Source organism: Arthrobacter sp. Soil_C_49, assembly GCF_057656635.1.
In genome coordinates, this window is sequence record NZ_JBDGJZ010000006.1 from 1 (window position 1) to 26,443 (window position 26,443).

Here is a 26,443-nt window from a genome sequence, read left to right on the forward strand (position 1 = left end):
GCTCCACCTCCACCTGCTGAGTTAACCGAACTGGAACGGTTGCGCCGGGAGAACGAACGACTCCGCGCTCAGGTGGCGTATCTGGGAAAACTGCGGGCCTTGAGGGAACAGGAACGACGGTAAAGGTTCAGGCCATCGTTGCCCTCAAGGCTGACTTCCCTCTCCCGGTCCTGCTGGAGATCGCGGGTTTGGCCCGGTCCACGTTCTTCTATCACCAGGCCCGTCTCCAGGCCCCTGACCCGAAAGAGAAGCTCAAGGCCGCGGTTACGGTGATCTTCGAAACGAACCATGGCCGGTACGGGCACCGGCGGGTCCATACGGAGCTACTCAAGCAAGGGTGGACGGTCGCGAAGAAGACCGTCCTGAAGCTCATGAAAGGGCTCGGGCTGCACTGCAAGATCCGGCGCAGGAAGCGCTATAACTCCTACCAGGGCGAGCAGGGCAGGATTGCCCCGAACCTGCTGAACCGGCACTTCGAGGCCGATGCCCCGAACCAGAAGTGGGTGACCGACGTGACCGAATTCAGCGTCGGTGACCGGAAGCTCTACCTCTCCCCGGTCATGGACCTCTTTGACCGGCAGATCATTTCCTACTCGCTGGGCTTATCGCCGAACCTGGCCCTCACTAACGATTCCCTTCGTGAGGCCCTGACCTGCCTCGAGCCCGGGCAGCAGCCGCTCGTGCACTCGGACCAAGGCATCCAATACCAGCACGCCTCATGGCGCACCCTTCTCAGCGATGCCGGCGCTGTCCAATCGATGTCCCGCAAGGGCAACTGCTACGACAACGCCGTTATGGAGAACTTCTTTGGCCACCTCAAGGAAGAACTCTTCCACCACGTCCGGTTCATCAACACCGACGCACTGGCAAATGCCATAGAGGAATACATCCACTGGTACAACAACGAAAGAATCTCCACGACGCTCAAGGGCCTGAGCCCGGTGCAATACCGGGCCCAGACCCTCGCAGCCTAGAATCCCATTTAGCCAGTCCAACCACCGGGGACCAGTTCAGAGTGAGAGAGCGTTAAGGGAAAAGCCGCAATAAGTGAGAGAGCGTTGAGGGTTACCCGGTGTTGCGGAGGCCTGCTGCCACGCCGTTCACGGTGATCAGCATGGCCCGCTGGAGGCGCTCGTCGATCTCGCCTCCGCTGATGGTGCCGCTTTCGGCGCGTACGCGGCGCAGGAGTTCCACCTGCAGGTAGCTGATCGGATCGAGGTACTGGTCGCGGATCTCGAGGGAGCGCTTCAAGGTGGGCTGGGCGTCCAGGAGCAGCCGCTCGCCGGTGAGGTTCTGGACCTCGGCGACGGTCAGCTCATACTCCTCCCGGATGGCGCGGAAGATGTGGTGCAGTTCCTCAGGGACCAGGGTGGATACGTAGTACCCGGCAATGTCCATGTCCGTTTTGGCGAGCGTCATTTCCACGTTGGAGAGCACCGACCGGAAGAAGTGCCAGTTCTCCCACATGTCCACCAGCTGCGCGGTGTTGCCGGCCTCGCGGGCGGCCTTGAGCCCGGAGCCCACGCCGAACCAGCCCGGCACGATCTGGCGGGACTGGGTCCAGCCGAACACCCACGGGATGGCACGCAGGCCGCCAAGGCCCGCACCGGAATCCGGGCGCTTTGAGGGGCGGGAGCCGATGTTCAGCGAGCCCAGCTGCTCCACCGGCGTGGAGGACATAAAGTACGCCGGCAGGTCCGGATCATCGATCAGCTTCCGGTACCGGTCAAACGCGGCATCGGAAATGGTTTCCATCACGTGCCCGTACCGTTCGCGCTGGTCCGCGGAGGTCCGCGGATCCCGGTGCAGCGCCGACCCCTGCAGCACGGCGGCGAGGGACAGCTCAAGGTTCTCGCGGGCCAGTTCGGGCAGCGAGTACTTGTCCGAGATGACTTCGCCCTGCTCGGTGAACTTGATCTCGCCTTCGAGCACACCGTTGGGCTGGGCCAGGATGGCGTCGTACGTGGGTCCGCCGCCGCGGCCTACGGATCCGCCGCGGCCGTGGAACAGGCGGACGCGGACGCCGTGCTTGGCAGCCACGTCCCGCAGTTTGCGCTGGGTCTTGTGGATCTCCCACTGGCTGGTCATCACGCCGGATTCCTTGTTGGAGTCGGAGTAGCCCAGCATGATCTCCTGGACGTCCCCGCGCAGCCGCACCAGTTCGCGGTAGGACGGATCGGACAGCAGCCGGTCCACGATCTCAGCCGAGGCGCGGAGCTCCTCCACCGTTTCCAGCAGCGGCGCGAACCCAATCTTCGCGTAGGGCTTTTCCCCGAAGAGGTTCACTAGGCCGGCTTCGCGCGCCAGGACGGCGGCGGCCAGGACGTCATCCGCGCCGCGGGTCATGGAAATGATGTAGGTCTCGATAACGTCCGGGCCATAGGTGCGCAGGGCCCGGCGGATCTCCCGGAAGACGTCGTACGTGCCGTCAGCGGCGCCGTCGAGCTTGATCGGGTGGCCGGACAGCGGACGGCGGGAGGCGAGCTCGGAGCCGAGCACTTCGAAACGTTCCTCGCGGCTGAGTTCGGCGTAACGGAGCCCGGGGCCGCCGATCCGGTCCATCAGCTGGCCCACGGCGTCGTGGTGGTGGTCGGCGTGTTCGCGGATGTCCAGGGTGGCCAGGTGCAGGCCGAAGGACGCGATGGCGCGGCGGACGCGTGCCAGTGCACCGTCCGCAGCGAGCGACGCCGAGTGGTTGCGGAGCGAGAGTTCCAGCAGTTCGAGGTCGGCCAGGAGTTCGGCCGTTCCGTTGTAGTCCCGGCCGTGCTCGTGGTTGGAGTCTGCGGCGACGCGCTTGCCGGTGTTGATGAGCTTGGCCTTGATGCAGGTGAGCTTCAGCCGGTAGGGCTCCTGCGCGTTCAACTCAAGGACCCGGCGGTCCAGGCCCGGCAGCTTCTTCAAGTCCTCGTCGATGGACTCGAGCAGTTGCTGGTCCGCGCCGGCGAGCGCCGTGGAGTTGGAGAGGATGGAAATCAGTTCATCGATCATGGCGATGCTGATCCGGACCGCGTTCTGGTTCTGGATCTGCAGGATTTCCCGGGTCACAGCGGCGGTAACGTTGGGGTTGCCGTCGCGGTCGCCGCCAATCCAGGAACCAAACCGGACGGGGGCTTCCTTGGACGCCAGGCTGACGCCGTGTTCGCCCAGCAGTTCGGAGAATTCCGCCAGCATCTCGGGCATGGCGTCGGTGAGGATGCCGCCCAGGTAGTAGATGGCGTTCCGGGCCTCGTCCACCGGGGTGGGCCGGACCTGGCGGAGTTCGTCGGTCTGCCACATCTGGTCGATGATTTCAGCCAGCTGGCGGTCCTGGCGGCGGCGGGCCGTGGTGCCCTCGGTTGTGGGCTGCGCCAGCACATCCGAAAGCTTGCGGATCTTGTCCAGCACCGAGCGGCGGGAGGCCTCGGTGGGGTGGGCGGTGAAGATGGGCCGGACATCAAGCCCGTTGACAACCTCCTGGAGCACGCTGGGCCCCGCCTGGACGGCGATCTCGTTGACCGTTTTGGCCAGCCAGCCGTCCTTCTCCGCGCGGGTCCGCAGGCCCCGCACCCGGTGGACCTGCTCGGCGGCGTTGGCGAGGTGGAAGTAGAAAGCGAAGGCACGCACCAGGTCCGTGGCCTGCTCGATGGGCAGGGAGCCGAGGAGCTCGCGGACCTGGGCGACGACGTCGTGCGCGCTCCAGGGGCCGGTGGCATCGGCGCCGCCGCGGGCGGCTTCCTTGGATTCCTTGGTGAGGAGGCGGACCTGCTCCACGAGGTCCAGGAGCTCGGGCCCGTGCTGGCGGACCAGGGATTCGCCCAGCAGGGTGGAGACGCGGCGTACGTCTGCCCTCAGTTCAGAGGCAAGGTCTGTTTCGGGATGTGCTGCAGTGTGAGCCATGGAAGCAATCTTTCGAGGGTTTCGGACCGGGCTCGTACACTGCGCTGGATACTGTGAGCCACGTTACTAGCTAAAGATGCTACCCGCCCGGCGGCGTCACCGGGGAATCCGTCTCAGATAATGTCAGCTCCGGAACCGTAACCAATGTGCTGTTTCACGCCCTCGAGCTCCGCCCGCAGCTGTGCAAGCTCCTTCCTGGAAGCAGCGAATTCAGCCTTTCGGCGCTTCGATTCCCAGGCGTTGCCGATGAGGACGCACAGCCCGGCCGGTACGGCGGCAGCCAGGGCCCAGCCGGCCGCAACAAAAAAGTCCAGCGCCACCGGAAGCGCGGCACGGAAGTCCACAAATTCGTTGACCACGCCGGTGACGCCGCTGAGCGTCGCGTCCAGCGGTTCCAGGAACTGCCCCACCATGGGCGTTTCCGAGAGCGACGGCGGATCGAACCTGGCTTCCTGGTCGCCGCCCCACCGGCCTTCGCCCAGATGGTTCAGCACGTAGATACCGGCGGCCAGGTTGGCTGCAATAAAGACGTGGACGCCCGCAAACAGGGCCAGGTCCGGGCGCCAGGGCCGCCGCAACAGCAGCACTACCGCCGCGAAAGCCAGTGCCAGGATCCAGGTGAGGTTTTTGAGCCAGCCGCTGCCGACTTCCGCAAGTATGTCCACAGCATCCATTCAACAATGCAGACCACCTGGTTGTTTGGATCCGCCCCGGTCTGCGCCGGAATGAATCCCCGCACGGCGCAGTTGTAGGCGGGGCACGACGAACCTCCGAAAGGGAACCATGAGCACCATTCCAGCCGCCAAGGCCGAGCGCTGGCAGCGCTTCCGCGACAACCGGAACAAGGCCTTGGCCGCCCGTCACGGCTGGCTGACCCTCACCTCCTTCCAGTGGCTCGAAGACTCTCCGGCCACCGTCGAAATGGTGCCCGGCCTCTGGTCCACGGACGGTACGACCGTGTCCCTCACCGCAGTGCCTGAGGACGGTTTGACGCTGGTGGAGACAGGGCACTCGGTGGCTGGGACCATAACGGCGTCCCTCGCCGACGAAGAATCACTGATGTGGATCCGGTTCGGCGGCGAGGACGGCGCCCGGGTGGTGGTTGAGCTGGCCATGCGGGGAGGCCGGTATGCCATCCGCACCCGCGACGCTGAGTCCCCCGTCTTCACGGAGTTCAGCGGCGTTCCCACCTACGGCTACAACCCGGACTGGGAAGTTGTTGGCAGGTTCGCGCCCTACCCTGAGCCTGTGGACGTGCCTATTGCCACGGCCAATCCACTGGTGGACGGCATCCACCGGACGGTGGGCGAGGTGGTGTTCCGGGTGCCGGGCAGTCAGCATGAGGTGCGGCTGCAGGCGGAGGAGGAAAAGCTTGGGGCACTCACCGTCACATTCCATGACGAAACCAACGGCGAAACCACCGATGACTGGCGCAAGCTTGCCGTGCCCCGGCCGCGTCCGGACGGCTCCGTGGTCCTCGATTTCAACCGCGCCATCAATTACCCCAGCGCCTTCACCCCCTATGGGACCTGCCCCATGCCGGTGAAGAACAACTCGCTGGACGTGCGCGTGGAGGCGGGCGAGATGCAGCCGTACCCCGGTGAGGACTAGACGATCGCCGACACCCCGGTGACTGCCCGCCCCACGATCAGGGTGTTGATTTCGAAGGATCCCTCGTAGGTGTAAATGGCCTCCGCGTCCGAGAAGATCTTGGCCATCCGGTAGTCGGTGACAATGCCGTTTCCGCCCAGGATGGACCTGCCCAGCGCCACGGTTTCGCGCATCCGTGCGCTCAGGTAGGACTTGGCCAGCGCCACCTGCGGCATGTCCGCGGCGCCGTTGTCCTGCAGCCTGGCCAGTCCCGCCATCATGCCCATGCTCGCCACAGCATTGCCCAGCATGGTCACCAGCTGTTGCTGGACCAGCTGGAACTGCGCCAGCGGCCGGCCGAACTGGTGGCGTTCCACGGCGTACTGCCGCGCGACGTCGAATGCCGCCAGCTGCTGGCCCACCGTCTGCCAGGCCACCATGATGCGTGAGCCCCGCAGCAGCTCGTTGGTGTCCTCGAAGCTGCTGATGCCGGCGAAGCGGTCCGCCTCTGCCACCCGGACGTTGTCAAAGACGATGTCCGCGTTTTGCACGGTCCGCAGCGCGATCTTGTTTTCGATCCTGGTCCGGGTGACCCCGGGAAGGGCGGCATCAACGATGAAGCCACGCACCGATCCGTCCGCCTCGTCCCGCGCCCAGACCAGCATGTAGTCGCAGAACGTCCCGTTGCCGATCCACCGCTTGGCCCCGTTCAGCACCCAGGTGTCCCCGCCGTCGTCGGCTTTTCCAGTTGCGGACGAAATCCGCCGGGCACGCGTCTCCATGCCGCCGGCGACATCCGAACCATGGTTCGGTTCGGTGAGGGCGAAGGCCCCTGTGATGCGCAGATTAGAGGCGTCGTCCAGCAACCGGTGCTTCTGCTCTGCACTGCCGAACGCGTACAGCGACTCTACGAAGAGATCGTGGTGGACCAGGAAAAACGTGGCGATGGACGTGTCCACACGGGTCATCTCGGCGATCACCAGGCCGGCGAACAGGTGGCTGTAGCCGCGCTGGGCAGGCGTGCTCAACTGCAGGGCCGCGAGTTCGGGCAGGATGTGCGCCGGAAATTCGGCCTTGTTCCACCACTCGCCCGCATAGGGTGCAATCTCCGTGGCAAGGAACTCCCGCAGTTCGGCCAGTTTGTCCCGTTCCGCCTGGTTCAGCAGGGACTCGACGGCGAAAAAGTCCGCGTCCGGCAACGCCACCGTCCCGGCGGTACTCATTTCGGTCCCATCCGGATGGCGCCGTCCAGCCGGATGGTCTCGCCGTTGAGCATGGCATTGTCCACGATGTGCGCCACGAGGTTTGCGTACTCGGCGGGTTTGCCCAGCCGGGAGGGGTGCGGGACCTGGGCGCCCAGGGAATCCTGGGCTTCCTGCGGCAGCCCCGCCATCATGGGGGTTTCGAAAATTCCCGGCGCGATGGTGACCACCCGCACCAGCGAGCGCGCCAGCTCCCGCGCGACGGGCAGCGTCATCGCCGCTACGGCGCCCTTGGAGGCGGCGTAGGCCGGCTGCCCGATCTGCCCTTCAAAGGCAGCTACGGAAGCGGTGTTGATAATGACGCCGCGCTCCGGTCCGCCCAGCTCCGTGGTAGCCGGCCCGTTGGCCACCATGGCCGCCGCCGCCAGCCGCAGGACATTGAACGTGCCGACAAGGTTCACCTGGATGACCCGGTTGAACACCTCCAGCGGAAGCACGCCCTCCCGGCCCAACACCTTGCCGGGGGTGGCCACGCCTGCGCAGTTCACCACGATGCGCAGCGGGCCCAGCGCCTGTGCGGCATCGACGGCGGCCTGCACCTCCGCTTCACTGGTGACGTCCGCGGGCACAAAGACAGCTGACTGTCCGGCTGTCCCGCTGACTCCATTCCCGCCGCTGGCATTCCTGCCGTTCAGTTCCGCGGCGAAGGCCCCGCCGGTAGAGGAGGGAAGGTCAACAAGCACCACTGACGCCCCGGCGTCGAACAGCCTGCGGGCAGTAGCTGCCCCCAAACCCGAGGCACCTCCGGTTATCAGCGCAACGCTGCCTTCGATGTCCATACATCCTCCTTGATGCGGGCCTGCTCCCGCAGAAGTCCGCGAAGCATTAGTTAGTGCATGTTAACTGAAAATTACGTTTCCACGCAGCATCCGGCCTCCGCGGACGTCGCCGCGGGCCCGGTTAGGCTGGAACCCATGACTCCCGGAGACGCTTCCCCTCCCGTTGACTGGCACGCAAGAGCCAACGAGGCCGCACGGTCAGTCACAGCACTTTTTGGCAGGAGGCTGTTCTTCCTGCCGGGCACCCACCTTGGCGAAATCCAGTGGCCGGCCCCGCGCCGGCTCGAAGACTTGAAGGGCAAGCTGCTCCAGCCGTGGCACTACTGGTGGCAGGCCCACTATGTTGACTGCCTGGTGGATGCCGGCCGCCGGGAACTGGGCAACGGCGCCACCCCGGCAGCAAGGTTCAACGGCCCGGAACACCCCAGCGCCGGCAGGCTCGCCTCCCGGCTGGTCACCGGAATCCGGCTGCGCAACGCCCTGACGTTCGTCAACAACTACTACGACGACATGGCCTGGCTTGCCCTCGCCACCCTGCGGCTCGACGCGCTCGCAGGGGAAACGCGCCGGCCGGGGCGGCGGCGCAACGAGGCCGTCCGCAAGACGCTCACCCTGCAGTTCGATGCGGCCGTCACCGATGACCTGGGTGGCGGTTCCTTCTGGAGCAAGAAGCGCGATTTCAAAAACACGCCCGCCACCGCCCCGGTAGCCCTCTTCTACGCCCGCACAGGGCAGCGCGGCAAGGCGCAGTCGCTGCTGGACTGGCTGGATGCGACCCTCTTCGACCGGGAGCAGGGCCTGTACCTCGACGGCGCCCGCCTGGGCCCGGACGGGAACGTGGTGATCGAGCGGTCCATCTACACCTACAACCAAGGCCCGGTCCTTGGTGCGCTGCTTGAACTGGGCGGCGAAGCGAACCTGGCCCGGGCAGCCGCGCTGGTGGAGGCCGTGGACCGGCACCTGACCGTTCCCGCACCAGGTGACGGCGCCGGCGCGGATAACCAACTGCGCGTCCTGCGCTGCGACGGAACGGGCGACGGAGGCCTGTTCACCGGCATCCTGTGCCGTTACCTTGCGCTCGCGGCAGCAGATCAGCGGCTTCCCCAACAAAGCAGGGCCACCGCCGCGAAGCTGGTCGCCGGCACTGCGGACGCCTTCTGGACAGGACGGCGGCCCGCCGTCCGGGCCGACGGGCGCGGCCGCGGGAATGAAGCCGGAAGGTTCATTTTTCCCGTACATGCAGCAGGCCGGGGTGAGCCGCACCCGGAGGCGGGTGTCGCCGTCGAACTCTCCACCCAGCTGCAGGCGTGGATGGCCATCGAGGCCGCCGCGTCCATTGCTGCACTGGATTACGGCATGCAACAGTTCCGTAATTGATGTGACACTGGTCACCTTAAGCGCTTTCCGGCTTTCGCCTTAGGGTTGCCTACCCTACAGTTCCTCAGGTGGGCACCCCTTCCCCAGGGCTCACAGGGACCGCGGTCCACCCTAATCTTTCCCAGAAAGCAGCGCCCTCAATGAAGATTCGCAACAGCGCCCTGGCCGGCATCGCACTCGCCGCCACCGCCGCACTCGGCCTGACTGCCTGCGCCGGCAGCGGCACGCCCGCCGCCACCGGTTCAGCTGCGGCCTCCGCCTCAACGGGGGCAGCCTCCGGTGAGATCACCGTCTACAACGCCCAGCACGAGAGCCTCACCAAGGAATGGATCGACGCCTTCACGGCGGAGACGGGTGTGAAGGTCACCATGCGACAGGGTTCGGACACCGAATTGTCCAACCAGATCATCCAGGAGGGCGCGGCATCCCCGGCGGATGTGTTCCTGACCGAGAACTCCCCGGCGATGACCCAGGTGGAAAACGCCGGCCTCTTCGCGGATGTGGACAAGTCCACCACTGAGCAGGTTCCGGAAGAGTTCCGGCCTTCCACCGGCAAGTGGACGGGCATCGCCGCCCGCTCCACGGTCCTGGTGTACGACAAGGCCAAGCTGACCGAGGACCAGTTGCCCAAGTCAATGCTCGACCTGGCCAAGCCCGAGTGGAAGGGCAAGTGGGCCGCTTCGCCCACCGGCGCCGACTTCCAGGCCATCGTTTCGGCTCTGCTGGAGCTCAAGGGCGAGGCCGCCACCGAAGAGTGGCTGGCCGGCATGAAGGAAAACTTCAAGGCCTACAAGGGCAACAGCACCGCCATGAAGGCAGTCAACGCCGGTGAAGTGGACGCCGCGCTGATCTACCACTACTACTACTATGGCGACCAGGCGAAGACCGGCGAGAACTCCAAGAACGTCACGCCGTACTACTTCAAGAACCAGGATCCGGGCGCGTTCGTCTCCATCTCCGGCGGCGGCGTCCTGAAGACCTCCAAGAACGCCGCTGCAGCGCAGGCCTTCCTGAAGTTCATCACCGGCAAGAAGGGCCAGGAAGTCCTGCAGAAGGGCACGTCCTTCGAGTACGCCATCGCCTCGGATGTTCCGGCCAACGAGAAACTGGTTCCCATCGCGGACCTGCAGGCACCTGCTGTGGATCCCGCCAAGCTCAACTCCGAGAAGGTTACCGAGCTGATGACCAAGGCAGGACTCCTGTAATTTCGTGACCTCCGATCTATCGGCACCCCTCCAGGGGAGCACGACGACGGCGGGCCGGGGCAGCAGCCCCCGCCCGCCTTTCGGCGTTTCAGCGGTGTCCGTCCTGGCGGTGCTGATCGCCCTCTTTTCCCTCGTCCCGCTGGGGTACGTGGTGTACATGACGGCGGCAACCGGCTGGGACACCGCCGTCGGACTGATCTTCCGTCCGCGGGTGGCCGAGCTGCTGTTGAATACCCTCCTGCTCATGGCAGCCACGATTCCCCTGTGCCTGGTGCTGGGTGTGGCCGGCGCGTGGCTGGTTGAACGGACCACGCTACGGGGGCGCAAAATATGGGCCGTCCTGCTGGCAGCCCCCTTGGCGATTCCCGCCTTCGTCAACAGCTACGGCTGGGTATCCGCCGTTCCTTCGATGGGCGGCCTGGGCTCGGGCGTCCTGATTGCCACGCTGTCCTACTTCCCGCTGGTATACATCCCGGCAGCCGCGTCCCTGAGCCGGCTGGACCCGGCCATCGAACAGTCGGCCGCTGCGCTGGGGCTTGGCGCCTGGCGCACGTTCTTCCGGGTGGTGCTCCCCCAACTGCGGATTGCCATGACCGGCGGGGCGCTGCTGGTGGGGCTGCACCTGCTGGCCGAATACGGCGCGTTCGCCATGATCCGGTTCGATACCTTCACCACCGCGATCATGACCCAGTACCAGTCCACGTTCAACGGCGCCGCCGGAAACATGCTGGCCAGCGTCCTGGTGTTCTTCTGCCTGCTCCTGCTGCTGGCCGAGGTCCGAAGCCGCGGCAGCGCCCGCTACGCACGCATCGGCTCCGGAGCACAGGCCAGGGCCCTTCAGCTGCCGCTGCGCGGGTATCAGGTTCCGGCGCAGGTCTTCCTGCTGGCGCTGACCGCACTGGCCGTGGGGCTGCCGCTGTACTTCGTGGTGCGGTGGATCGTGGCCGGCGGCGCCGAAGTGTGGGCTGCTGACGAGTTCATGCCGGCCCTGCTGTCCACGCTGGGTTACGGCCTGGCGGGTGCGGTTGCCACCACGGTGGTGGCGTTCCCCATGGCCTACCTCGCTGTCCGGCACCCCGGCTGGTTCAGCAAATCCCTCGAGCTCTCCAACTACATCACCAGTTCGCTGCCGGGCATCGTAGTGGGGCTCGCCTTCGTGACCGTGAGCATCCGGGTGGTGCCGGGGTTGTACCAAACCGCCGGTGTGCTGGTGGCGGCCTACGTCCTGCTCTTCCTCCCCCGGGCGCTGGTGAACCTCCGAGCCGGGCTGTCCCAGGCGCCCAAGGAACTCGATGAGGCCGCGCAGGCGCTGGGCAAGCCGCCGCTGCTCGCCTTCATCCGGGTCACCCTGCGGCTCACCGCTCCCGCAGCGGCGGGCGGGGCCGCCCTGGTTTTCCTGGCCATTGCCAACGAACTCACCGCCACCCTGCTGCTCTCCCCCAACGGGACCCGCACGCTGGCCACCGAGTTCTGGAGCAAGAGCAGTGAGATCGACTATGCAGGAGCTGCTCCTTACGCCCTGCTGATGATCCTGCTCTCCGCGCCCATGACCTACCTCCTTTTCCAGCAGTCCAAGAAAGTAGCCGGACAGTGATCGAACAAGCGCCGATCGAACGAGCCCCGATCCAAAAAACCCCCGTCGATCCAGCGCCCTCACGGCTGCCGGAGCCGCGGGTCGCGCCGTCGGTGGCCACCTCCACGGACAGCCACCTGGTCATCACGGACGTCACCCGGAACTTCGGCAGCCAGCCGGTGCTGAAAGGCGTCAATCTTTCCGTGGCCCGGGGTGGAACCACCGCCATCGTTGGTCCCTCCGGCTCGGGGAAAACCACGCTGCTCCGGCTGATCGCCGGGTTTGACCATCCGGACACCGGCAGCATCTCCCTCAACGGTGCCAAGGTTGCCGGGGACGGCGCCTGGGTACCGGCGCACAAACGGCACATCGGGTACGTAGCCCAGGACGGCGCCCTGTTCCCCCACCTCAGCGTGGGCAAAAACGTTGCCTTCGGGCTTGACCCGGCGAAGCTGCCCGGCGGACGCAAGGCCGTACAGGACCGCATCCGCGAACTGCTGGAGATGGTGGCCCTGGATCCGGACATGGCCAAGCGGCGCCCCCACCAGTTGTCAGGCGGGCAGCAGCAGCGCGTTGCCCTGGCCCGGGCCCTGGCGCGCGAGCCTGAACTGATGCTGCTGGACGAGCCATTCTCCGCCCTGGACGCCGGTCTCCGGGTTGCCACCCGGCGGGCAGTCGCGAACGTCCTGAACAAGGCCGGCGTCACCACCATCCTCGTGACCCATGACCAGGCTGAAGCGTTATCCTTCGCTGACCAAGTGGCGGTGATGCGCGGCGGGAAGCTTGCGCAGATCGGCAACCCGTTTGTGGTGTACACGCGCCCGGCCGACCGCGCCACCGCCGAGTTCCTGGGCGACGCCGTCATCCTGGACGCCTGGATGGAGGGTTCGCTGGCCACCTGTTCGCTGGGCGGCATCCCCGTCCGCAGGCCTCCGGCGCAGGGCCGGGTGCAGCTGATGCTGCGGCCCGAACAGATCCGGATCGCCGAGGACGGACCCATCCGCGGCGTGGTGGTGGACACTGACTACTTCGGCCCGGAAACCACCGTCCGGCTCAAGCTTGCGGTTCCCCCGGAGCTCGCCAGCGGCTCAGACCACCGCTACCCGGGCGGCGGCGAGATCATCACTATCCGGCACTGGAACGCTTCCATCGCGCGGCCCGGCATGGAGCTGTGCCTTCGAGTGGTGGGCGAAGGCGTGGCATTCCCGATCGAACCCTGACCCGGCGAAGCCCGTCAGCGGATACTCGCGAGGGGTGTGACAGAGCCGCTCGTAATGTTCACGGTGCCGCCGGCCGCAGTGAGGCGCACGTCCTTCGCGCCCGACGGCGGGAAGACGAGCGAGGTGAGGGTCTGCCGGCCGCCATCCACAAAAACCTCCACGGAGGACCGGTCCACGTACGCAGTCAGGCGGACGAAGGCACGTCCCGGATCGCCCTCCGTTGCGGAGATTTGGCGGTAGGTATCCTGCGCTGCCTTGTCACCCGAGGCGTCCGGGCGGGGACCACCGGCAACCTTGTCGCCGTCCCGGGCAACAAAAGCCTTGCCGGCGGCAAAGTCGTAGCCCACAGTGGCGTAGGCCTTCCCGCTGCTTTGCAGAAGGATCCGGGCTTCGCCGGTCCCGGATTCAGGCTTCTCCAGTTCCAATTCGACCTTGAAGGCTCCGCTGGCCGGAACCGGCAGGACGCCGCCGCCTTCCGCCAGCGGTCCCGCCGGGACAGGCTCTGCGGGGCCTTCCAACGATTCCAGGGCAGGGGTGGGCGTGGACATCAAAGCCGGACGGCCGCCGTCGGACTCCAGGCGGATGTCCCGCACCACGGAAGCAGCACCGAACCAGTCCTTGGTGGGCAGCTCCCGGGCATAGGCCCAGTTGTTCATCCAGCCGATGGCGTGCCGTGACGACTTCCGCTGCCCGTCGGTGAGCCGCGGGTCATCCCAGGTGACGGCTGCGTAGAAGTCCGGCCCGGCGTCGAGCCACTGGTGCTCTCCGTCCGCCGCGAAGCCCTTGCCGTCCCAGGTACCAGTCCAGTAGGCCAGCCCGGTGGTGCGGCCTTCCGCGGCACCGTTGGCGCTCGCAGCCAGCACCCAGGTGCGTTTGGACGGATCGCCGTCCACGTCCATTTGGAAGAAGTCGGGGCACTCCAGGATGCCCAGGTCCTCCCGGTCGAAGCCCGAGACATAGTTCCACTGCTTCAGGTCCTGCGATGTGTAAAAACCGATTTTGTGGCCTTCGGCAAGCAGCATCAGCCACTGGTTGTGGGCCTCGTCGCGCACAATCCGCGGGTCCCGCCAGTGCTCCGTGCCGGGGTTGTCCATCACCGGATTCCCGTCATAACTCGTGAAGCCGTACCCGTTGTCCGTGGAGTAGAACAGGGATTGGCGCTGGACGCCGTCGTCCTGCTGGGTAAGGATTGCCACCACCGCACCTTTGCCAAAACCCGCGGTGCCTTCGGTGTCCACGACGGCCGATCCGGTCTCGATGTCCCCCAACCCGTTCCGGAACTTGGGGATGGCCACACCCTCGTTCTTCCAGTGGACCAGGTCCGTGCTGGTGGCGTGGAACCACTCGGTGCCGTTCCCTCCGGGGTAGTCGGCGTTGTAGAGGTAGTAGTAGTGCCACACTCCATCCAGGAGAAAAGGACGCTGCGGATCATTCATCCACCGCTGCTCCGGGGTGAGGTGATAGGCCGGGCGGAAGCCGGGATCCTCTTCAGGCGTCGCTATCTGGGCCGCGTCCGGGGGCGTTGTGGCAGCAGGCCCCCTCCCGGCGACGCCGGACAGGACCAGGGACAGGATCACCACCAGGGCAGCAGCGGCCGCCGCGCCGGCCCACCATAAGGGGCGGCCGGGGAAAAGTTGAGTGGGAATGTTGAAGGGTTTGCGGATCATGGGTATCGTTCCGTCGCCGAACACACAAATGCCGCCCCCGGATGAGGAGGCGGCATCAGCGCAAGTGAACCATCCACCCTACGCGGACAAACGCCAGGACCCAATTAGTGTTACGTCCCGGCCGGACGCTTCTTCTGCGGGTACGGCGTCTCGCCCCGGGCCAGCATCTCCACGAAGCCGGCAATTTTGCGTTCGCGGGTGGCAGCCTGTTTGACCGAGTTGGTCCGGTAGATCAGGGCGAAGCGGTTGGTTTTGGTGAGGACATCGAACATCGCCTGGGCGGCCGGAACCGCGGCGATGGCGGCGGCGAGGTCCGCCGGTACTTCGGCCGTGGCCTGCCCGTCATACGCTTTGTCCCAGCGGCCGTCTTCCTTGGCAGCGTTGACGGCGGCCCATCCGGCCTCTGTCATCCGGCCCTCGGCGTCCAACCGGGCAACATGGCCGACGTTCCGGGCAGACCACGGGCTTTTGGGGCCCCGCGGCGTCATCCGTTGCAGGGAAGTTTCCGCATCCCGGCTCTTGCCCTGGCCGTCGATCCAGCCAAAGCACAGCGCCTCGTCCAGCGCCGCCGCGTAGTCCAGCGCCGTGATCTTTCCGCCCTTTTTGTGCAGGACCAGCCACACACCGGGGCTGGTCCTGTGGTTTTCCTCCAGCCAGCCGCGCCAGGCGGCGGCATCCGGCACCAGCAGTTCCTCGAGTTCTACAGCCATGGCCCTATTCTGCCCGTGGGCCGCGACGGCACAAGCCCCCTCCCCGGCGGACACGGGCCGTGGCACCATGGGCTTAGGCCTGCCCAACCAAACAAAAGGAAAGATCATGCTGCGTGTCCGTCCGCTTCATTTCACGTCCAGGATCGATGTCTGGGAGCTGCTGCTCACCGAGTTGGGCATGGTCCGCAGCGAAAATGAGCCCGGGTGGCAGGTTTTCGATGCCGGTTCGGGCCGCCTCGCCCTCCACACCGTGCCGGACGGGTCAGCCGAGGACGGAACCACAGCATTCGCAGTGGAGGTGGGCGACCTTGCTGAGTTCACGCGCCGGACCAACCTCTCAGCGCAGGACGATGGAACCACTCCTGCGGAAATCATCACGGCAGACCACGGTGAAACCTGCCGGATCACTGCACCGGACGGATTCACTTTCCTGGCCGACAAAGCCGCCCCCACGGGGTCCGCTGAGGCTGACCAGTCCTTGGCCGTCGTCGGGGTCTGGTTTACGGAGGACACGGCCGCGGCAACCCGGACGCTGCGGCACATAGGCGCCCGTCCCCGCCCGGTGCCCGACGCGGACGAAACCGCCGACTTCACGGCCAAGAACGGAGGGGTCCTTTTGGTACGTCCGGCCGAGGGTCCGTCCCGGCCCGGCATTGGTTTTGAGTACGACGGCGGCCTGGAACCATTGCGGGCACGCCTCGCCTCCGCGGGGTTCGAGGCAACGGTCACAGAGGAGGCCTTTGGCAGCACGCTCCACGTGGCCAACCCGGATGCCGGGTCCGGCGCGGCCCACGTGCCGGCTACGGTGTGGATCTCCGAGCACCGTCCCATGGGGTAGAACTTAAGCATGAACGTGCGCACACCTGACCCGAATCCCGGCTGGCTCTCCGAAGAAGACCTATTTGAGGCGCGCGGGCGGCTGCCCATGGTGTACGTGGAGGCTGTGCCGGTCCGGCTCGATCCGCTGGGTTTCGTCAACGAAGTGGGAACCCTGCTCCAGGCTGACGAGGACGGCACCATGGTCCGGTCGCTGGTGTCCGGGCGCGTCATCTACCGCGAAACCATCCGGGCAGCCCTTCTCCGGCACATGGAAAAGGACCTTGGCCCGCTGGCCTTCCCGCAACTGCCCATCAGCCCCGTCCCCTTCACCGTGGCCGAATACTTCCCCGCCCCGTCGCAGACCGGCTTCACCGATGAGCGGCAACACGCCGTGTCCCTGGCCTACGTGATCCCGGTGACCGGCGAATGCGAACCCCGCCAGGACGCCCTCGAACTGACCTGGATGACCCCCGCGGAAGTCCTGAGCCCCGGCGTGCAGATGGAATTTACCGGCGGACGCGGCGGCCTGATCCGCCAGGCCCTGGCCTTCGCGGGCGTGGGGTTCTGACACCCTCGGCTGCACCCGGCGTCCCCGACTTCGGGCGCCCTCCTTTGTAGACTGTAGGGCGGACCGCAAGAGAACTTAAGGACTCCCATGACCGAAACACCAGCCGCCCGGAACTACAGCGAACAGCAGGCTGGATCTCTGACAACCGGCAGCCACATCCTGCTGCCGGACGGTGAGCGGACAGCGGAAATCCGCCAGGTTGAGCTTGAACTGGACGATTTCGGCGCACCCGCGCTGGTGCTGGCCAGCCTGTCCGGCGGCGGAACCTTGCGGATCGCCGTAGGCACGGCAGTGACGGTAGTGGACGGGGAGTTCGACGGCGTAACGCAGCTTCCGCTGGCCGCCGTCCCTGTCGGGGCGGCCGGCACCGCACCGGAAACGGGCCCTGTCAAAGTGGCCGGGCAGGAGCAGCCCGGCGAAGAGGCGGCTGCGGCACCTGCGGCTCCCGCCGTCGTCGTACCTCCGCTGCCCCCGGTTCCCCCGGCCGCAACCGGCCCCAGCGAGGAGGACCTCGCGCTGATCCCGGCACCGAAGGGCACGCCGGAATCAGTGGTGGAAGCCGCGGCGGATGCCCACCCGGACGCGGAGGGCGTGCTGCTGCTGGCCGACCGGCTGGCGAAAGGGGTCAACTTCAAGTCGGGCAGCTGCCTGAAGGACCTCAGCGACCTCGCCCACGAACTGTTCATCACGCTCAAGGACGCCGATGGTTCCCTGGCCGTCGCGGACCTGCTCAACGTCCTGCCCTATGACGGGAACCCCGGCCGGTGGACATCCGTGGAAGCCTCCCTGGCGCTGTCCAGCTACATCTGCCGGCAAAACGGCCAGGAGGAGCGTGCCGGGGTCTACGAGAAGCTGATCCGTACCCCGGAAAACCAGGAAACGGACCCCTTCAAGGCCAGGATGGCCGCCAAAGTCCGGCAGCGCTCGCTCAACGAGCCCAACCTGTACGACAAGGAAATTTTCCGGTCCATCGACAACTCCAACCACGACGCCGAGCGGGAGTGGCGGCTCCTGCGGCTCGAATCCCTGCTGTTCCTGCGGGCGCATGGAGGCTCGGAAACCATCGGGACGGGCGAACTGGAGCGCCGCATCAGCAACGAACTTGAGGCCGTCCGCTCCTGAGCTCCGGATCGGACAAATAACCCCTACCCGGGGCCCGGCCGGAGTTGTACATTCGGGGCTATGACTAACAATCTGAGCGTTGTGATCAATGCTGACGCGCCGCAGGTCTGGACAATGCTGCGCGAACCCTCCAAGGTGGCCCAATGGCACGGCTGGCAGGCCGAGGACCTGGACGCCGAGATCAAGCAGATCTACTTCTCCGGGGACGAAGAGGAATCGCCGGACCACACCAGCTTCACCGTCCACGGCGGAGACGTCTTCGAACTCCATCCCGAGCCCAACGGAACCCGCGTCAGCATCACCCGCGCGGCGCTGGACCACAACTCGGAATGGGCTGCCTGGGACGAGGACATCACCCAGGGCTGGCTGACGTTCCTGCAGCAACTCCGCTTTGCGCTCGAACGCCATCCGCACGGCAAGCGCCACACACTCTTCCTTCAGGTTCCTGGCGGGCCGGGCTCTGCAATTGAGAAGCTCGGCCTTTCGGACGTTCCGGCTCCGGGCGAGGACTACCAGCTCAAGCTGGCCACCGGCGAGGAGATCTCCGGGAAGGTCTGGTACCGGAGCAACCACCAGGTGGGGCTGACGGTCCACGGTTACGCGGAGCATGGCGACGGCCTGCTGATCGTTGCCGACCAGCCCAAGATTGAGGACGCGCGGCCCGACGGCGGCTCCCTGGCGATTATCTCCACCTATGACCTGGGGGCTGCCCGGCTTGAGGAGATCCGCGCGTCCTGGGACTCCTGGCGGGCTGAGAACTACCCCGCATCGGAGCCGGTGAGCTGAGGGGCCTGCCAATTGCTGGCACACTGGTACGGTGCCAGCCAACCCTGCTTCCGCCCTGCCCGCTGACCAGTCCGGCTTTTCCTTCAAGGTGGGCTCCCGCCTCGCGGAGGCGTGCCCGCCGTCCGCTGCCCAGGTGGGGTCCAACGGCGGGGACTTCCTGGGCCGCACCGGCACCATCACCACGCCCCACGGTGAGATCCGGACGCCCGCGTTCATCGCCGTGGGGACAAAAGCCACGGTAAAAGCGGTGCTGCCCGAATCGATGGCTGACCTTGGCGCTCAGGCCCTGCTGGCCAACGCCTACCACCTGTACCTGCAGCCGGGCGCAGACATCCTCGATGAAGCAGGCGGGCTCGGAGCTTTCATGAACTGGCCCGGGCCCACGTTCACGGACTCGGGCGGATTCCAGGTGATGAGCCTGGGATCGGGGTTCAAAAAGGTCATCGACATGAAATCCGTGGACGCCTCCGGGCCCGACGACGCCGTGGCCCCCGGCAAGGAACGCCTGGCCCACATCGACGATGACGGGGTCTGGTTCAAGTCACACCTGAATGGCGACAAGCACCGGTTTTCCCCCGAGATCTCCATGCAGGTCCAGCACCGGATCGGCGCGGACATCATGTTTGCCTTCGACGAGCTGACCACCCTGCAGAACTCCCGCGGCTACCAGGAGGAATCCCTGGAACGCACGCGGCTGTGGGCGCTGCGCTGCATCGAGGAGCACTTCCGGCTGACCGAGGAACGGGCGGGCAAGCCGTACCAGGCGCTGTTCGGCGTGATCCAGGGCGCGCAGTACGAGGACCTCCGCCGGAAGGCCTGCCGGGACCTGGGCGCCATGCCGTTTGACGGCTTTGGCATCGGCGGGGCCCTGGAGAAGGAGAACCTGGGCACCATCGTCCGGTGGTGCAACGAGGAGCTGCCCGAGGACAAACCGCGCCACCTGCTGGGAATCTCGGAACCGGACGACATCTTCACCGCGATCGAGAACGGTGCGGACACCTTCGACTGCGTCTCCCCCACCCGGGTGGCCCGGAACTCGGCGTTCTACACGCCTCAGGGCCGCTTCAACCTTTCGGGCGCCAAGTACAAACGGGACTTCGGCCCCCTCCAGGACGGCTGCGACTGCTACGCCTGCACCCATTACTCGCGGGCCTACATCCACCACCTGTTCAAGGCCAAGGAGATGCTCTCCGCCACGCTGATCTCCATCCACAACGAGCGGTTCGTTGTGAAAATGGTGGATGACGCGCGCCTGGCGATCGAGTCCGGGACCTTCTTCGACTTCAAGGCCGAGACCCTGGGCCAGTATTACTCCTGAGTAGAGCTCCCGGCCGGTTCCGATATCCTGAGCCAATGCCCATCGAAATTGCTGCCGCAGAAGGCACCGCGGAGGCCCTCGTGGCCCGTCCGTCCACTGGCACCGGACCCTTTCCCGGCGTCATCCTCTACATGGACGCGTTCGGCCTGCGCCCCCGCATCCAGGACATGGCCCAGGAGGTGGCTGACTGGGGCTACATCGTCCTGGCCCCCAACGTCTTCTACCGGGAGGGCAAGGCCGCCGAACTCGCTCCCGCCGCCGACATGACCACGCCGGAAGGACGGGAAGCCGCCGGCAAAGCCGCCTTCCCGCGGGTGGCGCGCCTGACGCCGGAGAAGGCCGTGGCTGACATTGATGCGTGGGTCAAGGCCCTCGGCGCGATCGACGGCGTGGCGCCGGGTCCGATCGGCGCCTTCGGCTACTGTATGGGAGCCAGGCTTGCGGTCCGCACCGCCACGGCCCGGCCGGACGTGGTGGCAGCGTGCGGCGGCTTCCATGGCGGTGGCCTGGCGACGGAGGCGCCGGACAGCCCCCACCTCGGACTTGCCCGGGCCCGCGCCCGGTTTGTGTTCGGCCACGCGGACCATGACCCGAGCATGGCCCCCGACGCCGTCGCCCGGCTGGGCGAAGCGCTCACGGCCGCGGGCCTTGAGGCATCGAACGAGATTTATCCCGGTGCGTCCCACGGCTACTCGATGGCGGACACTTCGGCCTTCCACGCGGAGGCTACGGAACGTCATTTCCGCGAGCTGCGCGTCCTGCTGGACTCCACGCTGAAAGGCTAGCTACGCGCCGTAGCTGGGTTCGCGCTTCTTGACCCAGCCGATCACCAGCGACGTGACGGGCACGAAGATGAACTCGACGAGGGTCTTGTAGACGAAGCCCACCACCACGTAATTCACGAACGTGGCGAAGTCGGTGATGCCAATGACGGATGCGGCGATGCTGCAGAAGATCAGGGTGTCCACGAATTCGCCTGCGCCGGACGAGCCCATCAGCCGCGCCCACAGCGACTTCTCCCCGGAGCGGGCCTTCATCCGGACGAGGATCCAGGAGTTGATGGTCTGCCCGGCAAGGAAGGCGAGCAGCGAAGCCAGCACAATCTGGGGTACCGGGCCCAGCGCGCCTTCCAGCGCGGCCTGCTTGGCGGTTCCGTACTCGTCATCGAAGCCGGGAAGGGCAATGATCACCCAGTAACAAAGGGACGCGAAGACGGACAGCGCGAAGGTGGTGAAGATGGCCTTGCGGGCCACTTTGAAGCCGTACACCTCACTGATGACGTCGCCGATGATGTACGCCAGCGGGAAGAGGAAGAAGCCGCCGTCAGTGATGATGGGGCCGATGGCCACGCCCTTGGAAGCGCCGATGTTGGACAGGATCAGCACCACGGCCATCACCGCCAGCATGATCCCGAAGTACGGGGAACCGATGGAGGCGAACCTGGCGCCGCTGCCGGCAGGGGTTGTTTCGGGCAAGGCGTTGTGGCCGGGGGCTGAGGGCATGGGGAGATCCGTTCATAGTGGTTCGCGCGGGGCCCGGTAGTACTTCGGGCGGCCGGCTGTATTAGCACCGTCTGCCCCATTGTCCCATTGAACGGGCGCCGCGGGGCGCCCTGTTCAGACACACAAAGCGGGCTGACGACGACGGATGGCAGGATGGATGCCATGACTTCCGTTTCCGCCGATGTCCAGTCCTCCGCAGCAGCTCCCGCCGTCGTCCTGACGATCGCCGGCTCCGAAGCCACCGGCGGCGCCGGCGCACAGGCCGACTTGAAGACCTTCCAGGAGCTGGGGGTTTTCGGCATCGCCAACCTGACCTGCATCGTGTCCTTCAACCCGAACGACAGCTGGAACCACCGCTTCGTGCCGGTGGACCAGCACGTGATCGCCGACCAGCTGGAAGCAACGACGGCGGCGTACGGCCCGGCGTCGGGAGCCCCGTCCGTGCTGGACACGGTGAAGATCGGCATGCTGGGCAGCCCGGCCACCATCAGCACCGTGGCGGGCGCCCTCGACCGCGGCCGGTTCCGCAACGTGGTCCTGGACCCGGTACTGATCTGCAAGGGCCAGGAACCTGGGCATGCACTGGACACGGACCAGGCCCTGAAGGCGCAGATCCTGCCGCTGGCCACATTCGTGACGCCGAACCACTTTGAGGCGGAGTCCCTCTCCGGCCTGGAGATCACGGACGTGGAGTCCCTGAAGGCAGCAGCGGTCCGCATCCATGAGCTGAGCGGCGCCGCGGTGCTCGCCAAGGGCGGGGTGCGGCTGGAAGGGCCGGACGCCGTCGACGTTTTCTACGACGGTGAAACCCTCGAGGTGCTGCGCGCGGAGAAGGTGGGCGAGGTGGCGGTGTCCGGCGCAGGGTGCTCCCTGGCCGCCGCGGTCACCGCCGAACTGGCCAAAGGTGCGGCGCCGCTGGAGGCTGCACGGACGGCGAAGGCCTTCGTCACCGCCGGGATCCGGAACCGCGTGGCCTCGGGTGCACCGTTTGATGCCCTGTGGCAGGGCGGGCCCCGCTAGCTTTCCCGCAGCCCGCTTTACTGCCGGGCCGCAGCCACCGGGGCTTCCTCCAGGAGGGCTTCGGCCATGAGCGTAGCGGTCCGGGCGATAAAGGCCCGGCGGCGTTCCAGCCGGTCCGGTGCGGTGCCGGCCAGCAGTGCGTCGATCTGGGGCAGCACCGGCCAGCCGTCGCAGAGCGTCACGATGGTGATGACCAGGTCTGCGGCGTCGGTCCGGTCGATGCCCGGCAGGACGCAGAGCATCTGGTCCACCTTGGCGGCGCAGTGGTCTGCCCGGGTGGCACGGTCCACGGTGTTGCGGCCGCGCTCCAGCCCTTCCCAGAACAGCAGCCGCGCCAGGGCGCTGTCCTTGGTGTGCCGGTCAAAGAGCCTGGCGGCGTACTCTCCCACGGCCGCTGCGCCATGCCCCTCGATGGGGACTTCGGTCATCACCCGGACCAGTTCCGCGGCCAGGACGGCGTCAAAAAGATCGTCCTTCTTGCCGAAGTACTGGTAAATGCGTTCCTTGTTGACGCCGGCGGCCGCCGCAATGCGGTCCACCCGCGCGCCGGCCAGGCCCTTGTCGCTGAATTCCTCCGTGGCAGCAGCCAGCAGCAGCGCTTTGGTGCGTTCAGTGTTCCAAGCCATGACGCTATTCTACGCGTTTCCAACTGACTAGTTGCAGTCTGGCTTCCGCCGGTCTAATGTCGTTTCCAGCAAAAGCAACCGTTTAGTTGGAGAATCCGTGAACAACGCCGCCGTTCCCGCCCCTGCACTCCCGGCAGCTCCTGCTGCTTCACCGGCACCGTCCATCCACGTACGCGCAATCATCACGTGGCTGGCCATCTTTCCCCTCGTCGCCGTGGGCATGCTGGCGAGCGCCCCCTGACGGAAGGCTGGCACCCCGTACTGCGCGCCCTGGCGCTCACGCTCGTGGTGGTTCCGGCTGCCGTGTACGTTGTGTTGCCGCGCCTGTTCGCGGCCTACGGGGCGATCGTCCACCGCACTGCCGCGAAGTCCAGCCGCTAAGCCGCACAGTCCGGCGGTTACGCCGTTAGCGCGGGTCCGAGACCTTCCCCATAAAGAGCGGCAGGCCAGTCTCCACGTGCACTATCTGGTACTGGAACGGCCTGTCGAAGGTGATGGACCGCATTGGCTGCGCCGGGGCGCTCGTCACCATGCCGTTGATCTGGGTGACGGCGGCGGCCACCGTCCCCTTTTCCGCGACCGTAATGTTGGCATCCTGCGCCGCCTGGGTGAGCATCATGCCCGGCTGGATTGCATCGAAGCCGGTGGTCGTCTCCAAGGTCTTGCGCAGTCCGAGTTGCTCAAGAACGGTCCTCACATCGAAGCTGCTCCTGTGGTCCCAGGCTGGAAGGGCCAACTCGATCATTTCGGGGTTTGCCTTGCCCAAGCCACGTGCCACCTCGGCCAGCAGGCCCGCTGAGCCGGCGGCAGCACCGCCGTCGGAATCCTTGGCGGGAAGCACCAGCCGCATCACGAACCCTTCACCGTACGGCAGGTCCACCGCCTGCCAGCCGGGACCCTCGGCGTACGCCATGTGCTGGAGGCCGTGCATCATGGGCACGGTAACGGTCCCCTGTGCCGTGGTGAACGGGTCCTCCATTGTGGCTTCAGCGTTGAACGGGACATCCCAGGCCCCTGCAAAATACACAGTGTTGAGGAGGCTGAACGTGTTCCTCGTGTCGTACCGGGCGGGTGCCTTCTCGATCCGCCCGCCGGTGTTCGTGTTGACCCAGGCGTCCATGGCCGGCTTCGTGGCTGCCTCGTCCCGGAAGTCCACAGGGTAAAGGCCGGTGCCGTAGTGCCGCGCAAGGGTCTTCAGGTAGTCCCCGCCCGTTGGAACGTTCCGGTCTACAAACAACCCGTTCGCCGTGTGCATCAGCGGCCTTGCGGGCGGGTTTTCTTCGTCAACCGAGCCCGGGTCGCCGTCGTATTTCTCCAGGGAGGCGAGCAAGGCGTTCATGGCCTCGTCCCGGCCGGGATCAGGCAGGCCCAGGACGGCGTCCATTTCTGCCGCGGCCTCCCCGGTTGCACCTGCCCGCAGCATGGCCAGGGCAATCAGCAGGCTGCCGGGCGACGCCACCACGTTGCCCTCTCCCCCGCCGGCCAGGAGGGCGTCACCCAGCGTGAAGGCGGAATTCCGGAAGGCGGCCAGTTCCGCGCTGACGGCTGCGCTGTCCACGGCAACCCGTTCAACGCCCTCGGCCGTGAGCATCTGCGGTGGCGCCGGCGCAGCACAGCCAGCCATGGCCAGTACTGCGCCCACCGCGATTGTCCGCTGAAAGTGCTTCACGGCTGTTGCCTCCCCCGGCGTCACCAGGCGGAGATCCGCCTGGTTCCAGTGAAACAGCGGCGTCGGCAGCGGACCATGCCTGTACGGTCACGCTTTGCACTCATTTGGGTCTCACCCCACTTCGTGCACTCCCACACGACGCTCTCTCACTTAACGCGGGAAAACCCGGAACGCTCCATCACTTTCCTGAAGAGAGTGATAGAGCGTTCGGGTATTTCCCGCAGCAACTGATAGAGCGTCCTGGTGAGGTGGGAGGACGACGACGGCGGGCGGCCACCTGCCGTCGTACCTTCCCCGAGTGATCCTTCTGGCGGTTAGGCGCCCACAGGGTCCTTTTCCTTGTCGCCGTCCTTGGGTGCCTGGACCCAGGCGTGGCCCTGTTCGCGGTCCAGGTGCGTGGCCTTCTTGTTCTTCAGGGCGAAGATGTACACCAGCAGCGAGATGCCGATAGCGACCGTGACGTAGGTGAAGAACAGATCTTCCCGCTCAGCCTTCTGGAAGGCCGCGCCGATCAGCGGGACTGTGCCGCCGAACAGCGAGTTGGCAATGGCGTATCCCAGGCCTACGCCAAGGGCACGGATCGAGGCCGGGAACAGTTCAGCTTTCACCAGGGCGTTGATGGAGGTGTAGCCTCCCACGATCAGCAGGCCGCCCATCATCAGCAGGAATGCGGTGAATGGATCCTTGGTCCCGGCAAGGGTTGAAAGGAGCGGCCAGGTGAACAGCACGCCAGTGACGCCGAACCAGAGCAGCAACGGCTTGCGGCCGATCTTGTCCGAGATGATGCCGTAGACCGGCTGCAGGAGCATAAAGATGAACAGCGCCCAGAAGTTGATCACGGAAGTGTCCGTCTTGGCGATGCCGGACGTATCGTTCATGAATTTCAGGATGAAGTTGGTGTAGGTATAGAACGCCACGGTGCCGCCAAGGGTGACGCCAATGCAGATCAGCAGCGGCTTCCAGTACTGGGTGAACAGCAGCTTCATGGTGCCCGGCTGGGCCCCGCCCGCTGCCGGTGCCTTGGCGGCCTGGATTTGCTCGGCCGAGACAGTTTCTTCCATGGACCGCCGCAGCCACAGGACCACCAGCGCGGCCACGCCGCCGATGGCGAACGGGATGCGCCAGCCCCATTCGGTGAGCTCGCCCTTGGGCATGGCGTTCTGCAGGATCACCAGGACCAGCAATGCCAGCATCTGGCCACCCACCAGCGTGACGTACTGGAAGCTGGAGAAGAACCCGCGGCGCTTGCTGGTGGCAGCCTCTGACATGTATGTGGCGCTGGTGCCGTACTCGCCGCCTACGGAGAACCCTTGGATCACCCGGATGAGTACCAGCAGGATCATCGCCCAGAGTCCGATCACGTCCTGGGTGGGGAGGATTGCGATGGCGAAGGAACCGGCGGACATCAGGGTCACGCTCAGCGTCAATGCCGCCTTGCGGCCCTTCCGGTCCGCGTACCGGCCGAAGAACCAGGCGCCAATGGGGCGCATGAGGAAGGACGTCGAGAAAACGGCCATCGCTTCAAGGCCGGCCTGAAGTTCGTCCTTGGAGTTGAAGAAGTGTGCCTGGAAGTAGGCAGCGAAGACTGTATAGACGTAGAGGTCGTACCACTCCACGAGATTGCCGGCGGAGCCCTTCAGAATGTTGCCAACGGCGCGGCGGGTTTGCGCCGCTTCGCCGACTGCTGCGGTTTGCTGGGTGCTCATCGCTGAACCTTCCTTGGCTGCGCGGTCCCCGCTGTCCGCTCCGGCCTG

General features: G+C 66.1%; 23 protein-coding genes and 1 pseudogene. 14 read left to right on the forward strand and 10 right to left on the reverse strand.

The genetic code is table 11. The features are described 5' to 3' along the window. Nucleotides 1-125: 125 nt before the first annotated feature. Nucleotides 126-974 (forward strand): annotated as a pseudogene (locus AC3A4Z_RS11290) (IS3 family transposase); the annotation flags it as partial. Nucleotides 975-1,065: 91 nt separating this feature from the next. Here the strand turns inward: AC3A4Z_RS11290 and ppc are convergent. After that, entirely contained in the window at nucleotides 1,066-3,876 is a 2,811-nt protein-coding gene (gene ppc / locus AC3A4Z_RS11295) for a phosphoenolpyruvate carboxylase (protein ID WP_498711626.1), read from the reverse strand. 113 nt (nucleotides 3,877-3,989) lie between these two features. Beyond that, on the reverse strand, nucleotides 3,990-4,541 hold the full coding sequence (locus tag AC3A4Z_RS11300; protein ID WP_493972477.1) for a hypothetical protein: 552 nt from the start codon (nucleotides 4,539-4,541) through the stop codon (nucleotides 3,990-3,992). Nucleotides 4,542-4,659: 118 nt separating this feature from the next. Here AC3A4Z_RS11300 and AC3A4Z_RS11305 point away from each other — a divergent pair, with 118 nt between their 5' ends. After that, nucleotides 4,660-5,487 carry a DUF1684 domain-containing protein gene (locus AC3A4Z_RS11305; protein ID WP_498711627.1) on the forward strand — a complete coding sequence of 276 codons (828 nt, stop codon included), beginning with the start codon at nucleotides 4,660-4,662 and terminating at the stop codon, nucleotides 5,485-5,487. Here the strand turns inward: AC3A4Z_RS11305 and AC3A4Z_RS11310 are convergent. Together AC3A4Z_RS11310 and AC3A4Z_RS11315 are read right to left on the reverse strand one after the other, a co-directional pair. Continuing rightward, a complete protein-coding gene (locus tag AC3A4Z_RS11310; RefSeq protein WP_498711628.1) occupies nucleotides 5,484-6,689 on the reverse strand; it encodes an acyl-CoA dehydrogenase family protein in 1,206 nt (401 codons plus the stop codon). The two genes, AC3A4Z_RS11305 and AC3A4Z_RS11310, sit on opposite strands and share 4 nt — an antisense overlap. Next, nucleotides 6,686-7,507, reverse strand: coding sequence for an SDR family NAD(P)-dependent oxidoreductase (locus AC3A4Z_RS11315; RefSeq protein ID WP_498711629.1), 822 nt, complete (start codon nucleotides 7,505-7,507; stop codon nucleotides 6,686-6,688). The genes AC3A4Z_RS11310 and AC3A4Z_RS11315 overlap by 4 nt, the downstream gene beginning before the upstream one ends. A gap of 135 nt (nucleotides 7,508-7,642) precedes the next feature. Here AC3A4Z_RS11315 and AC3A4Z_RS11320 point away from each other — a divergent pair, with 135 nt between their 5' ends. From AC3A4Z_RS11320 to AC3A4Z_RS11335, 4 genes are all read left to right on the forward strand, one after another. Next, the gene (locus tag AC3A4Z_RS11320) at nucleotides 7,643-8,884 is read left to right on the forward strand and encodes a glycoside hydrolase family 76 protein (RefSeq protein ID WP_498711630.1); all 1,242 of its coding nucleotides are present in this window, start codon (nucleotides 7,643-7,645) and stop codon (nucleotides 8,882-8,884) included. A 140-nt stretch (nucleotides 8,885-9,024) separates the two neighbouring features. Further along, nucleotides 9,025-10,089, forward strand: coding sequence for an iron ABC transporter substrate-binding protein (locus AC3A4Z_RS11325; RefSeq protein WP_498711631.1), 1,065 nt, complete (start codon nucleotides 9,025-9,027; stop codon nucleotides 10,087-10,089). 4 nt (nucleotides 10,090-10,093) lie between these two features. Next, a complete protein-coding gene (locus AC3A4Z_RS11330; protein WP_498711632.1) occupies nucleotides 10,094-11,683 on the forward strand; it encodes an ABC transporter permease in 1,590 nt (529 codons plus the stop codon). 65 nt (nucleotides 11,684-11,748) lie between these two features. Next, the gene (locus AC3A4Z_RS11335) at nucleotides 11,749-12,882 is read left to right on the forward strand and encodes an ABC transporter ATP-binding protein (protein WP_498711833.1); all 1,134 of its coding nucleotides are present in this window, start codon (nucleotides 11,749-11,751) and stop codon (nucleotides 12,880-12,882) included. Nucleotides 12,883-12,896: 14 nt separating this feature from the next. Here the strand turns inward: AC3A4Z_RS11335 and AC3A4Z_RS11340 are convergent, their stop codons facing one another. Both AC3A4Z_RS11340 and AC3A4Z_RS11345 read right to left on the reverse strand, forming a co-directional pair. Beyond that, complete coding sequence (locus tag AC3A4Z_RS11340; protein WP_498711633.1) at nucleotides 12,897-14,549, reverse strand: glycoside hydrolase family 32 protein; 1,653 nt, start codon at nucleotides 14,547-14,549, stop codon at nucleotides 12,897-12,899. Between the two features lie 110 nt (nucleotides 14,550-14,659). Continuing rightward, entirely contained in the window at nucleotides 14,660-15,259 is a 600-nt protein-coding gene (locus AC3A4Z_RS11345; protein ID WP_498711634.1) for a YdeI/OmpD-associated family protein, read from the reverse strand. Between the two features lie 106 nt (nucleotides 15,260-15,365). Here AC3A4Z_RS11345 and AC3A4Z_RS11350 point away from each other — a divergent pair, with 106 nt between their 5' ends. The 6 genes from AC3A4Z_RS11350 (at nucleotide 15,366) to AC3A4Z_RS11375 (ending at nucleotide 20,657) form a co-directional block, all read left to right on the forward strand. Beyond that, a complete protein-coding gene (locus AC3A4Z_RS11350) occupies nucleotides 15,366-16,097 on the forward strand; it encodes a VOC family protein (RefSeq protein ID WP_498711635.1) in 732 nt (243 codons plus the stop codon). A 9-nt stretch (nucleotides 16,098-16,106) separates the two neighbouring features. Continuing rightward, a complete protein-coding gene (locus AC3A4Z_RS11355) occupies nucleotides 16,107-16,646 on the forward strand; it encodes an NUDIX hydrolase family protein (protein ID WP_307611698.1) in 540 nt (179 codons plus the stop codon). 87 nt (nucleotides 16,647-16,733) lie between these two features. Further along, on the forward strand, nucleotides 16,734-17,768 hold the full coding sequence (locus tag AC3A4Z_RS11360) for a DUF6707 family protein (protein WP_498711636.1): 1,035 nt from the start codon (nucleotides 16,734-16,736) through the stop codon (nucleotides 17,766-17,768). Between the two features lie 60 nt (nucleotides 17,769-17,828). Beyond that, nucleotides 17,829-18,554, forward strand: a complete 726-nt coding sequence (locus AC3A4Z_RS11365) for an SRPBCC family protein (protein WP_498711637.1) — start codon at nucleotides 17,829-17,831, stop codon at nucleotides 18,552-18,554. Nucleotides 18,555-18,585: 31 nt separating this feature from the next. Next, the gene (gene tgt, locus AC3A4Z_RS11370) at nucleotides 18,586-19,872 is read left to right on the forward strand and encodes a tRNA guanosine(34) transglycosylase Tgt (protein WP_498711638.1); all 1,287 of its coding nucleotides are present in this window, start codon (nucleotides 18,586-18,588) and stop codon (nucleotides 19,870-19,872) included. 35 nt (nucleotides 19,873-19,907) lie between these two features. Further along, a complete protein-coding gene (locus AC3A4Z_RS11375; protein WP_498711639.1) occupies nucleotides 19,908-20,657 on the forward strand; it encodes a dienelactone hydrolase family protein in 750 nt (249 codons plus the stop codon). Here AC3A4Z_RS11375 and AC3A4Z_RS11380 read toward each other — a convergent pair whose 3' ends face one another. Continuing rightward, nucleotides 20,658-21,374 carry a queuosine precursor transporter gene (locus AC3A4Z_RS11380; protein WP_498711640.1) on the reverse strand — a complete coding sequence of 239 codons (717 nt, stop codon included), beginning with the start codon at nucleotides 21,372-21,374 and terminating at the stop codon, nucleotides 20,658-20,660. It abuts the gene before it with no gap. A gap of 162 nt (nucleotides 21,375-21,536) precedes the next feature. On the opposite strand from AC3A4Z_RS11380, the gene AC3A4Z_RS11385 reads away from it, so the two are divergent. Then, the gene (locus AC3A4Z_RS11385; RefSeq protein ID WP_498711641.1) at nucleotides 21,537-22,394 is read left to right on the forward strand and encodes a hydroxymethylpyrimidine/phosphomethylpyrimidine kinase; all 858 of its coding nucleotides are present in this window, start codon (nucleotides 21,537-21,539) and stop codon (nucleotides 22,392-22,394) included. 17 nt (nucleotides 22,395-22,411) lie between these two features. On the opposite strand, the gene AC3A4Z_RS11390 is transcribed toward AC3A4Z_RS11385, so the two are convergent. Beyond that, nucleotides 22,412-23,020: a TetR/AcrR family transcriptional regulator gene (locus AC3A4Z_RS11390; protein WP_498711642.1), complete on the reverse strand. Its 609-nt coding sequence runs from the start codon at nucleotides 23,018-23,020 to the stop codon at nucleotides 22,412-22,414. A gap of 97 nt (nucleotides 23,021-23,117) precedes the next feature. On the opposite strand from AC3A4Z_RS11390, the gene AC3A4Z_RS11395 reads away from it, so the two are divergent. Beyond that, nucleotides 23,118-23,261, forward strand: coding sequence for a hypothetical protein (locus AC3A4Z_RS11395; RefSeq protein WP_498711643.1), 144 nt, complete (start codon nucleotides 23,118-23,120; stop codon nucleotides 23,259-23,261). Between the two features lie 165 nt (nucleotides 23,262-23,426). Here AC3A4Z_RS11395 and AC3A4Z_RS11400 read toward each other — a convergent pair whose 3' ends face one another. Beyond that, nucleotides 23,427-24,644 (reverse strand): serpin family protein, encoded by a 1,218-nt coding sequence (locus AC3A4Z_RS11400; protein WP_498711834.1) that lies wholly within the window; start codon nucleotides 24,642-24,644, stop codon nucleotides 23,427-23,429. A 359-nt stretch (nucleotides 24,645-25,003) separates the two neighbouring features. After that, nucleotides 25,004-26,395, reverse strand: coding sequence for an MFS transporter (locus AC3A4Z_RS11405; RefSeq protein WP_498711644.1), 1,392 nt, complete (start codon nucleotides 26,393-26,395; stop codon nucleotides 25,004-25,006). Nucleotides 26,396-26,443: the final 48 nt, after the last annotated feature.